Source organism: Kitasatospora sp. NPDC098663 (assembly GCF_044760075.1).
Taxonomy (GTDB): Bacteria; Actinomycetota; Actinomycetes; order Streptomycetales; family Streptomycetaceae; genus Kitasatospora.
Window position 1 is genome coordinate 1 of record NZ_JBIWAP010000055.1, and the last position, 12,434, is coordinate 12,434.

At 65.8% G+C, this 12,434-nt stretch carries 3 protein-coding genes; 1 reads left to right on the forward strand and 2 read right to left on the reverse strand.

What is annotated here, in order from left to right:
• Positions 1–201 precede the first annotated feature (201 nt).
• On the forward strand, positions 202–4,803 hold the full coding sequence (locus ACIQVZ_RS36990; RefSeq protein WP_402456293.1) for a sacsin N-terminal ATP-binding-like domain-containing protein: 4,602 nt from the start codon (positions 202–204) through the stop codon (positions 4,801–4,803).
• A 339-nt stretch (positions 4,804–5,142) separates the two neighbouring features.
• Here ACIQVZ_RS36990 and ACIQVZ_RS36995 read toward each other — a convergent pair whose 3' ends face one another.
• Together ACIQVZ_RS36995 and ACIQVZ_RS37000 are read right to left on the reverse strand one after the other, a co-directional pair.
• On the reverse strand, positions 5,143–5,820 hold the full coding sequence (locus tag ACIQVZ_RS36995; RefSeq protein ID WP_402456295.1) for a hypothetical protein: 678 nt from the start codon (positions 5,818–5,820) through the stop codon (positions 5,143–5,145).
• A complete protein-coding gene (locus ACIQVZ_RS37000) occupies positions 5,807–12,088 on the reverse strand; it encodes a hypothetical protein (protein ID WP_402456297.1) in 6,282 nt (2,093 codons plus the stop codon). The genes ACIQVZ_RS36995 and ACIQVZ_RS37000 overlap by 14 nt, the downstream gene beginning before the upstream one ends.
• Positions 12,089–12,434: the final 346 nt, after the last annotated feature.

The window sequence follows — 12,434 nt, forward strand, 5'->3', positions numbered from 1 at the left end:
AGCTACCTCGCAGGCCTCCACCTCCGTGGCGCGATGATCTGGATCAAGGACCTCACCCGGACCCGTTGATCACGACCGAATACGCGCCCTAGGGGGCCACGACACGCCGGTCTTTGGCGGAATCCCAGCGATCGTGATCGCCTGGTTGCTCCTCGGCGACGAGGCTCTCCGTGAATGGCGGAGACAGGGAAGGGGATGTGTGTGGACGGCGACGAAGCACTTTCGGTGGCGGTGGAGAAGCTCCTCGGGGATCCTCGGACGGATCCCGGGTTCGACGTCCGCGGCGTCCGGCAGGCGGCTCGGGCCGTACGTCTGCTCGACGAGGGCCTGCGCAACGGGCTTGGGGTGTACCGGCTGATGGCCGAGGGTGGGCAGAAGGGAGCCGAGACCCTCTCGTCGGACCGGCTGCAGATCCTGTCCGAGATGGTGCAGAACGCCGATGACGCGGGTGCGAGCGAGATCCGCGTCATCTGGCGGCCGACCGAACTCCTGATCGCGCACGGCGGTGAGGGGGTGCGCCTGCAGGACGTACTCCTCCTCGGCCTGCCCTGGCTCAGCGGTAAGGACCGCGACGCCGAGGCAACAGGGCGCTTCGGTATCGGGCTGGCGACCCTGCGGGCGCTGTCCACGACTTGGGAGGTCCACTGCCGCCCCTTTCATGTCCGCTTCGCTGACCTCAACCTGGAGCCCGTCGAGCCGCTGGACCTGTCGGGCAACATCGCCGGCGAGGCCTGGACGGTCTTCAGGATCCCCCTGGAGTCCGACGCCTTGTCGTCGGCCGAGCTGTTCCGGTGGTTCGACACGTGGAGCGACAGTTCACTGTTGTTCCTGCGTCATCTGCAGCAGATCACCGTGGTGAGGGACGATCCCGGAACGGCGCGTTCGAGCGAGGTCCGGTCGAGCGCCGTGCTGCGGTTGTCCTGGCGGGATGTCGGGCAGCATCGCCTTCCAGTCGGCGGGACGGAGGCGAACGTCAGTGTCCGTGAGGCTCGTACGACCGACGGCTCTCTGTGGCGGGTGTACGACACCCGGGTCGCGTCGTTTGGTGAAGGGGCACGCCGTCACAAGGCCTCGGGATCGTCGATGCCGGTCGCCGTGGCGCTCCCGCTTGGCTCAGACGCGGCCGGCAGTGTGCACGCCGGGCTGCCGGTCGTGCCGCTGGATGTGGCGGCGCGTGTGAACGCGCAGTTCGATCCCGTCATCAGTCGGGAGGAGTTCGCCACCAGCCAGTTGAACGACGCTTTGGTCCCGCTGGTCGCGGATCTCTGGGAGGCGGCCGTTCTCGACGTCCTCGGCCATGTCGAACCCTCGGCGTGGCACCTCGTGCCCCTGCCGTCGCAGTCCGACTCGACCGCTCCGGCCAGGCTTCAGTATGCCCTTCGAGCAGCGCTCCTGGACCGGGCCCGCAACCAGGTGGCCGAGCGGCTCTCACTTTCGCTTCCGCACGATGTGGTGGTGCCGCTGTCAGACCTCGCCGTCGAGGAGGCCGCCCTGTCGGGAGTGATCGGCCGTGCGGAGATCGCCCAGCTCGCCGGACTGCCGCACGCCTACCCGGAGAACGCCCGGGACCACGCCGGTCGCTGGCGCCGGGTCCTCGCCGACTGGCGCTCCCACGGCCGGGCGGGCCTTCACGACGAGGTGCAGATCAGCCACGCGGTCGGCCTTCTGAAGAACCCCGAGTACGAGGTTGGTCGCACCATCCGCCTCACGGCGGCCGCGATCGAGGCGGGGCTCGGCCATCTGATCGCCCTTGAGCCGTGTGTCGTCACGGCCGACGCCCGTCGGCTGAAGCCGGATAGCCATGCGTATGTCTTCGCGGAGGTCGAGGGCAGCGGTCCGCTGGACGAGCTGGGTGTCGTGGTCGACCTGCACCCCGCATATCGGGAGGACAACCGGTGGTCGCGGCGGACGGTGAGCTGGCTCAGGGAGCGTAGTTGCTTGGTACGGCGAGACGACACCGTCGCCGTACTGCGCCGCATCGCTGACCTGGGCACGTTCGGCGGGACTCTCCGCGGCGAAAGCGAATCGCGGACCGGGCAACTGGTCGCGCTCCAGCGGGCTCTGGGAGAGGTCCCGAAGAAGGTCCGCGAGCAACTCGGCCCGCGCATCGGGCGTGCGGTGTTCCTGGACTGCCACAGGTACGACGCGGACGGGAACGAACAGCGGCGTCGAGCACGCCCGTCTGAGGCCTACCTTTCCCAGGCGTTGGAGAGCACGGACGGAGACCGGTTCGCCGTCGCCGCCCGGAAGACGCCCGGTCTGGTCTGGGTGGACCGTTCGTATGCCCGCTCGCTGTTGTCGGCGTCCCGGAACAACGGTCTGAGCCAGACGGCCTTCCTGCGCCTGCTGGGGGTGGCGGACGCGCCGCGGCTCGTTCCACTGCTGGAGGGCACGGCCGTGAAGACCTACGAGATCGACCACCGAATCGGCCTCCTGCAAAATGCCGCCTCCTCCACCACGGGCCGACGGGACGAGATGCGCAGGCTGGGTGCCACGCACACCCTGGACGACCACATCTGTCGTGACCTGGACGCCGTGATCCGGAACATCATCGCCGAGCAGGACGTCAACGAGCGCCGGCGTCGTACCGCCGCATTGCTGCAGACGCTGGGCAAGCCCGGCCTGGTCACCTCCCCGGACCAGGCCCGGGTACAGGCGGCGACGGCTTATCACGGATGGACGGTGCGCGGTCAAACGGCGGCCCTCTGGGTTTGGCGGCTGCGGGAAGCAGCCTGGCTTGAGGACGCACAGGGCCGTCTTCGTGCACCCACCGACCTCCGTCTTCGCACCCGCGATGCCGAGGCTCTCTACGGACAGGATGACCCGGGCTACCTGCACCCCGCGATCCAGCGGGCGACGGCGACCCGGACGGACGTCCTGGCCGCTCTCGGTGTGTCCGGAGACCCGGATGTTCCCGAGTTGATCGCACGGCTGAAGCAACTGCGGGCACGATCCTCCTCCCACCCCGGGGCCCTGGCCGACGGATTCCAGGCCGAGGTCTTCCTCGTCTACCGGGCGTTGGCCGGACGGCTGACGGACGGACCGGTGGACACGCCCCGTGCGGCCGTCGAGAAGGAGATCAGGACCAGCTTCCTCCAGGGTCTCGACCTGGTGCTGACCGATCAGGGGTGGGCACGTCCCCGTGACTGCTTCCGGGGGACGTCCATCCTCAGAGGGTTCCGGTCCTTCGCTCTCACCGGGCCCGAACTCGTTCCCCTGTGGACGGTCCTCGGTATCGAGGAACCGGATGCCGACGACCTGGTCGACGTACTGAAGGAGATCGCTGCGGACGGTGCGCCGCCCACCGGGGAGCGGCAGCAAGTGGTCCTGGAGGCCCTGCGTTCGCTGTGCGCCTCGGTCCGGACCGCCGGTGCGGCCATGTCGCCGGGCCTGCGGTCGAAACTGCGCTGGCTGCCGCTGTGGACGAGTGCCGGGTGGGTGAGGAAGCGTCCGGTCTATGCGGTGGACCACCCCGTCATTGCTCGGGCGCTCGCCGATCGCGTCCCGGTCTGGCAGCCGGGTGGGGACATTCAGCAGTTCACCGGCCTGTTGAGCCCACTCAAGGTCTCCCGCCTGGAGGCGGACCGGGCGAGCGTCCTCGACCCGGACGGCGGGGTGCCCGATCCGCAGCTCACCCAAGACTTCCGGAGGGCTGTGGCGGGACTGCAGGACATCCTTGTCCGGGACGAACCCGAAGCGGCCAACGCCTTCACCGGCTGGACCTGGCTGGCCGAGCTGGAGGTCCGGGTCCTGCCGGGGCTCCGGATCCGGCTCGACTCCGGGGACGGCGGGGAGGGGCTCGAACTCCCCGTCGACGCACAGATCGACCGTACGGCCAAGGCCCTCTTCGTCTCCACCCCGGAGGCGTTGCGGACCACTCGCGGTGGAGGCCTGGCCGTGGCGAGCTTCTTCTCGGGTGAGCGGACCCATGTCGGCCACCGCTGGCGCGACTTCTGGGAGACGGACGTGCCCGACCAACCGTCGGGCGTGACCCCGCTCGTGTCTGCGCGCCAGCACGACCACGAGGAGCAGCAGCGGATGAACGACCTGTTGCGGCAGCGCAAGCTGACGATGCCCGGCTCTCCGGCCACGCCGGGGACACCGCGCGGCACATTGGCCCCGTCCTCCGCAGTGCCGGCGCCCCGGTCCGCCGCAGCTCCGCTTGTGCCCGCGGTGCCATCCGGCCGGCCTGTGCTGCCGCTGGCGGTTCCACCGCTGCCCGGCCCTCGCGAACTGCACACTGTAGCCGAACTCGGCCAACGCAGCCCGCAGGTGTCCCGTGTCTCACCGCCCGTGAAGCCGGCCCGGCCAGGTGAGGTCGCCCGTCGGCGACGCGTGACCTCAATGCCGGGCCCCCGCCTGGGCGAGGGCGCGCCCCGAGAGCGGTCCGGCCCCCTCAGTTACCAGGACCGTGACAAGGAGAAGCTCGTCATTGAGCTGCTCGCTCAGTTCCTGCGGAAGGACGGGATTGATCTCAACGACCAGCGCGGTGTCCTGCGGCTGGGCGCGGACGCGGTCGACTCGAACGGACACTTCTACGAGATCAAGGCACACGGCGGGGCCGAGCCCACGGATGTCTCCCTCACCAGTGCGGAGTTCACTCGTGCGCTGGCCGAGGGTCAGAACCTCTCGCTCGTCATCGCCTCGTACCTGGAGCGGGGAACGGGGGAGCCGACGCTTCGCATCATCAAGGACCCGCTGCGCCACTTCGAGGTCGAGCCCATCTCGGACGTCAAACTCAAGGCGGTGCGTGACGTGGATGCGGAAGCCTTGGTCCTGCAATGGCCTGCCGATGGCTCATGAGATCGGCACAGGAGCCACACACCCCTGGGCCCGGTCGGCGGGTGCCGATTAGGTCAGGTCCGGAGGAGTCGGCACAGAGATGAGGACAGCTCCGGTGGGAAGGCCAGTCGCCGTGGCGGGGTCGGCCTGCCGGCGCCAGGGGAGGTGTGGGCGGCGTGGGCTGGTGGGGAAGGTGTGCGTAGCACCATGGAAGGAAGAACATTTGGACCGGCAGACCCCTCGCATTCGCGGGCCGATGGATCGTGACAGACGCGGTCGCTCAAACGGTCGGCGTGGAGGGCTGCAGTACGGCTCGCACGGCGCTTAATCCGTTTCGCAAATCCAGCACCGAAGATTGGGTTAATTATCCGACGAGAGATGCTCCTCAAGGGCAATGCGGATGCGGGCAATACGTGCCTCGGCCTTCCGAAGCGAAGCGGCGACCTCCGAGTCTCTACCCGCAAGGTCTCCGGCCTGCCCTTTGGGGAGGTCTTGGTCCGGCTCAGGGTTTCCCTCGCGAATCAGCCGGAAAAGTTCTTGAATGGCGCGGTGTTGGTCGTCCTCCTCAAGGTGCTCGGAAAGCTCCAGCCACTTCGCCTCTCTGTCGACTGCCTCCTCGGCAGCAAGGGAAACAATGTCCCGAACAACCCCGCGGACGATGTCCTCCAGCTCAAGGGCGTACTTGAGCAGAGGGGCCACTCCCACGCCCGCATCGTCGGGCTGGTGGCCTGACCTGAAAATTCCGTAGAAATGCCAGGGGTCTTGCTTCTCGCTCAGGCGCGCCAATGCTTTGAACACTGGCTCGAAGGAGGTCGTCGGTGGGTCCTGGGTGTTCAGGGATGCCCGATGGGTCCAGAGGTTAAGAATGGTGCTTGCCGCTTCACGTCGAGCGCTGTCGATTTGAGACTCATCCGCCGCCTGGGTGCGGACGATCAGATCGCCGATGTGATGTGCCATCCAGCGGCCGAGGACGTCGTTGCTTGGCAGGCTCTCTGCGATCTCCTTGCCGAGTGCGAGAGTCTTCTCAAAGCTCGCCACATCCTCCGGAGGCATCGAAGAGGTAAATCTTGAAGGACCGCTCGGGGAAGGGGAGGTGTTCGTCATCGTCGTTGTCCCGAATGTTGGAGTAGGAGGGCTTGTGGTCGTCGTGGGTGCGGTCGATCATCACCTCGACGATCAGACTTCGGTCGGTCGCGGTGAGCAGTTCGAGGAGGGCCTCACGCCGGATCTCAAGCCGCTCGCCTTGTTGTCCGATGCCGACGCGCCGTCCAGATTCCGCATAGTCGCTCCAGACCGCGCTGCGAAGGACAAGCCCATCAGAACGCCTCCAGATGCGCATGTCGGCGTCAGGAACGAGACCGAGTATCGAAACGAACTCATCGGCAGGGTGAGCGGGAGGGTATCCGACGGCAGCGGCTACAGGATCTCTGCTGTCCTGGCCTTCCCGCTTGTACTGGTCCACGATCCAGCCGCTCAGCTCGAAGCCGTCAGCTGAAAACTGGTCGTCCTCGTCTGTGGCGCCAGCGAGACTGAAGTCCATGTAGGACGCAGTTTGCAGAGCGAGGACCAGCGCCCGGGCGTTGGCAGAGCTGGCCAGAGCGCTTCGGACGGAGACGTTCTGGGCTGCTCGGTCGGTGGTGTCGTCCGACCTCTCCCATACCGTGATCCATCCGTCGTCCGCAATGAGCCGTTGACTGAAGTGCTGGCTGTTGAGACGCCAGATCCAATCCTGGGCGGGAGCATGGTCCGACCCGGTAAAGATGCTTCTCGGTGAGGGGTCGCGTCGGTCAGCAAGCCATCGGCCATCATCACGACTGATGAGGAACTTGCCGAGCCACTCGGCGAATCGGTCGGTGTGTGAGTCCTCATCCTGGAGGACGGGGTGTTTCGTGACCAGTTCTCCGGCCGCAGCCCACAGCGCATGGGTGGACAGGTAGAAACGAAGGTCCTCCTCCTGGGGCCAATCCGATTTGTAGGCGAAGCTTGAGTCCGGTGGATAGAGCCTCAATGTATGGCGAGGATCCTCATCTCGATAGAGAGGCTTCAGCCGATCGATTAGGACGCGATCGGCGAGCCTTTCGACTTCTTCCTCACTGATTCCGAACACTTCTGCGAGGGGCCGGCACCAGTAGTCGGAGAAGTCCAGAAAGAAGCGAAACCGGACGGACTCAGTGGTGGGGACTGCGAAGGTCTCGCCCGCACCTGTGCGGTTGTCCTCGGTTGCGGGCAATTTCTGCCGCCGAGTTGTCTGGTTCCGCCAGGAGTGGCGGATGATCTCCGTCGGCACATTGACGGACCGGCAGGTGCAGAGCTCGTCCGACGTCAGTTGAACGGTGTCGGAGGACGCCAACGAGATCAGGGTGGTCCTGGCGCTCTCCTGCATGACGACATGGGGAACATCATCGAAGACGACCTTCCTCAATAGCGGTGCGAAGAGCGCGATCTGGTGGTGTGCGGCAGGGTCCTGAGCTGCCCGTGCCAGCGCGAAGAGGAGCCATTGACGCGCGTGCAGGTCGTAGAAGGGAAGACGGGTGTCCCTGAACGGGGACACATCGAGGACGCCTAGGGCGAGGCGGTGCAGGGAATCGAGTTCATCGGTGCAGCCGAAGGCCGCGAGAAGCCTTACGCAGTGGGCTGCCTGCCAGCGCATGACAGGTGCGGGATCACCGAGGGCGGTCCACACGTAGCCGGCCACGCATTCGGCGATACTTGATGGGACAGCAGGGAGTCGGGCGAACTCGCCATCGCCGGAGTCTGTGGGTGCAACGTCGCCGAGCATGGTGGTGAGGTCATCGAGAAGTGCCGCTGCCTGAAGGTGTGGAAGTCGTTGTGCCAACCGCCCGGCCAGGGCGTAGCACTCCTCGGAGGTGAGTGGGACCTGATGGGATCCGAGTTCCTTGAGGGCTGCTCCCAACAGATCTTCGTTCGGAGTACCAGCAAGCTCGACGAGTACCTTCAAATCGAGGGTGTCATAACTCCGGGTCGTGATTTCTCGGCAGAACCTCATGGCGGCCGTCTGGCCGAGATGACCGATTTGCCTGCGGGCAGCCTGTGGGAGAACGGGCTGGCTGGCGAGCTTCTTGATCATCGCCGCGTGGTCAAAGATGGAGAAGCGGGGGTTCCCTTCAAAGGCGGCCACCATGTCGTCGAGCTTGGGGAGCGGGACGTGAGCGGCTCGGTCGACGACACTCTCCCATCTCAGCCGGGCCTTGGGGTCGCGAACCAGTACGCGGGCTGCTTCCCAACCCTCGACAGTGGTGAGGTCGTACGCCGCTAGGGCTTCCTCCGCCTGCTGTCTGTGCGCGACTCGGTCCTCGTCCTCCTCGCCGTACCAGTCTCGCGAACGCGTGACGGCGGCCGAGGGGAACACGAAGTGTCGTGCGGTAGGAGCAAGCGGCGTCCCGTCGAGCTCGATACCGAGCTCATTGGCAGTCTGATCGAGGCGGTCAAAGGACTCGACGCGAAATCGCTCAGCTCGGAGGAACTCCCCGACTGCCTGGGCAATGGGTCGGCCTTGGGCGGGCGCATGGCGGAACGCTTGCTCGACAAGCCAAAGGGGGTTAACGATGTGGCCGCCGAACGGCAGGAGCCCCAGCTGTACGGTGGCGGTGAGTGGGCTGTTGTTCTCTGCGGTGACTGCTCGAATGAACGGCAGTTCGGAACAGAAGCGACGGTCTCGCCAGCGAGAGGCTATGGCTGTTGCCGACCGTCCGCTAAGGCGGCTGATTGCGGAGAGTGCCGTGGAGGGGTCAGCGGCATTGCCGACGAAGGGGTCGAGACCCTCAACGATTTGCGCGACGCGATAGGCGCGGGCGTCGTCGTCCTCGGTCTCCGATGAGGCAGCCCGTGTGAGAGCGACAAGTGCTTGCCATACTGCGTGGACGTCGTCCCCGACGCGATCCGTCAGATCGATGGCGCGAGTGAAGTAGGCTTGGGCCTCCCTGGGATCGAACCGGTAGACGGCCCGGGCCAGATTGACCATCTGCTCGGCCTTGAACTCCGCACTTTCGTGGGAGGCGTCGAGCACCTTCGCGGCCAGATCCGCCACGCTCACCGTGATGTGCGCCAGCTCCGGGATGCCGGCCGCTGTCCGTACCACGTCGATGAGGCTGGTGACACTGATGTGACGTTCCGTCTCCGAATGCCAGGCGAGGAGCAGCTTCCGCGATTCCTCTGACGAACCGAAGGCGAGGATCCGGGAGCCGAAGCGCGAGGCACCCCGGATAAAGAGGTGGGGGGTCTCGTAGTCGGAGTAGCTCTTGAGTCTGGTCACCGCCAGCTCCCCGAACCGGGCATCTGTGTCCTCCGCGGTGCCGACCAGGCAGTCAACCCAGAGGGCAGCCAATCCGGCCAGGGGCACCACGTTGCTCTCATGATCCGTCAGTTCTCGGGAGTGGACGTACGGGTGGCGACGTGCCTCGATCACATCGGCCCCGGTGATGTCATCCAGCTCGAAGGGCTGCTGCCGAACTCTGGCGAGCAACGAGAACCCGCACAGAAGGGTCTCCGTGCCGTGGCCATATCGACTTTCTGCTGCCCGTCCCAGGTCCCTTGGGAGATTCAGCCGGAGGATCCGTTCGGCTTCGCTGTTGGGCAGAACGCCATGCCGAAGCCCCATGGCGACGATCCATATGACTGCCTGGAGTTCGAGGTTCTCCTGCCCGTAGCGGTTGCGGAAGGAGATCGGTCTCCGCTGCCTCCTCAGTACCCTGACCAAACGTTGTGCGAGCGGCCTTCGGCAGACGACGTTGGCGTTCCAGGCGGCCACAGCGACCGCGAATCGCAGGTACTTCACCCGTGTCGCGATTCGGCCGAGCTCTTCAAGTTCGTCGGTACGGCCAGCGTCGGCGAGCCGGGTCGCAATGATCAGCCCCGTGTCGAACGCAAGCTGCTTCGGTCGCCATCGGGCGAGGTGGTCGATGCAGGCCTCAACCCCGTCGGAATTCAGTAGGCCGAAAGCGATTTCGGCGATATCTGTAGCGCCAACGCCGTGATCTTGGCGCTCTTCGCGGGGTTGCCGCACCCAGGCCCGGACCCAGTCGGCAGCACTGCGCAACCTGCTGCGGGCGAAGTCCGTTCGCCCCTCCGTGGCAGAAAGCAGCGCCCCTTCGTAGGGCAGGTTCGATCCCGGCCAGTCCCCTGCAAGACTGCGCATGGCAACCATGTCCTCGATGGTCCGTGCATCCAGGAACTGCCCAGCCAGATCGGTGTTCTGGCGCAACAATTGAAGCCTGCGGGAGTGGCCGGCGGCCAGACCAGCGGCCTTGAGGGCAAGCCGAGCTGCCTCGAAGTCCCGCCCCGCGCGAAGGGTCGCCTTGAGAGCGAATTGAGCGCGTTGCTGAGCGATTTCATGCTCTTCCAGGTCGTTACCTCGAGGTAGAGCGCCGTCGGTCAACGCCAGAGTGACGAGGGTGTCGACCTGATCCGCCTCCCAGAGCAACTGGGGCAGGCACGCTGCCACGTATGGTTCCGTGGCGGCGAGCGGACTCAGCCGGTCGAGGAAGTCGCCCAGGGCTATGCCGGTCGGGCGGAATCTGGTCCGGAACCAGGTTTCGGTCGGTTCGTCGCGGAACTGCAGGGTGTCGCCGTCCACAAGCAGCGGTCGTCCGAGATCTACCACGAAGCTATGGATCAGAGCAGGCGGCACCGAGCACAGATCTGCCAGGACACGGACGGGGATCCGCGGCCGCAGCGCGGCGAGGGCCTCGCACAACTGGTCGATCTCATAGGCGGAGTGGTGGGCATCCTTGCATTTGTCCACCAGGCCCTGCAGCAGCCCGTCGAGCATGGTGCCGTCGGCCTGTCGCACCGTGCCGAGGGAGGCGAGGCAGGCCTCAATGTCCGTGGCCGAGTCGAGCACGAGGGCTTGTACCCGAGGGTTCCCGTCAGTCAGACGGTGAAACTCCGACGCCTGCTGATCGGTGACGACGCCGAACACCGACTCGAGGAACTGCTTGGTCTCCCCGACATTGAAGCCCACGAGCTCGATCCGGCGTGCCAGGGGCGGTGGATCGAGCAGGTCGATGCGCTCGGTCCGGCAGAGCATCAGCAGCCGCACGTTGGCGGGCAGAGGTTCGCGCAACAAGTCGGTGACAAAGGTGCGTTCGTCACAGTCAGCGGCGAAAAGGGCCGCATTGTCAGCCGCATCCACAATCACGGTCAGCAGCGCTTGTGGGGCTGTGGCCGATAGGGTCTCCGACGCGGTCCGGACCCGGGCCAGAAACGCCTTGGCGTAGTCGGTGGGCAGGGCCGTCGCCGAAGGAATCAGAGGATCGCACAGCGCGTGTGTGGCCAGCTCGTTCGACAGTTGCACCAAGCCTTGCCGGTGCTGGTGCCGCGGTGCGCTGGCTCGCCGGTATCCGCCATTGCCGAAGCAGTCATAGACCAGCGTGACGGAGCCGTCCGGGAGACTTTGTTCGACCTGCGTGGCGAAGACCGACTTCCCAACGCCGCCGGCTGCGTGCACGATCACGGGCCGCCCGGCGAGCTCCACGACTTCGTCGACAATCGTACGGGTCTGCGCGGTGACGATCAGGGAGCCGGGACGGTCGATGAGGTTCGGCGCGGGGAGGAGGAGATCGGGAGAGGTCCTGAGCGAGGTGAGGACCGTGAGCCTGGTGATGACGGGGTCGGATTCGAGGGACGTGGCGCGCCGGGCGACCATTTCTTTGAGTAGCACGTGCTCGACGTCAGGAGCGCCAGGGAGGAAGCCCGCGAGATCCAGCCTGAAGAGACTCTCCAGGCGTAGCAGGCCCGGAGCCTTGGAATCGACCTCGAAACGACCGAAGAACAGTGCTTCGCCATCCGGATCGTCGTTGAACGCCGCGTACTGCTTGAGGAACTTGATCTCGTTCTTGTGTTCCTGTGCTGCACTCTTTGAGGCGAGGGCCTCGATGGCCTTTAGGACCGAGCTGCTCACCGGCCGATTGGAGAGGAAGTCGAACGATACTTTCTGCTCGGCCCCGGGGAGCTCGGACCTGATGCGGCGGAACTTCTCGGCGAACCCCTTGACAGTCTTGGAGAGTCCCGACACCGTCCACTCCTTGTCCGCCTGGACAGTCGAGTGCTTGAGCTGTCGGTACATAACGCGGCTGGCACCCTCAAGGCCGCTGGCCCCGTAGTACTCGGCGATGTCGATGACATCCTCGCCGTCGTTGCCTTCGGTATCATCCGGCGAAACACCTTCGACGACGACTGCTGTCAGGTCCGTGTCGGGCGACAACAGCTTGAGCGCCTGCCGGGCGCCCCAGTGGTAGTGGAACTGGTCGCCGTCCCGACTCGCGCGAAGACGATCGGTCTCGGTCATCCGTGGACCTGACGGAGCTGGGTATCGTTGCGGCTCGACAAGACTCTCCTCGATATCGCAGGAGGGGGACAGGGGCGACGTCTGCACAACGTAGCATCGGGCAGATGTTCTGCAGGCTGCGTACCTCGATGCTTGCCCGGGTAGGTCAGTCTTCCGCAGTGCGGCTGTGGTGGCGTCCGCCCAGGAGTAACTCCGTCATACGAGGGGCAGTGATAGTGCGCCTGTTTGTATGTCCAAGGGGTATGACGCGTTGCTCGCCGAATTGGCAGCTGATTTATTGGAGGCCCCGTGGTGGTGGCTCAGCTGCCACCGCGAGGTGGCCCCGACTGTGCGGCATGCCGCACAG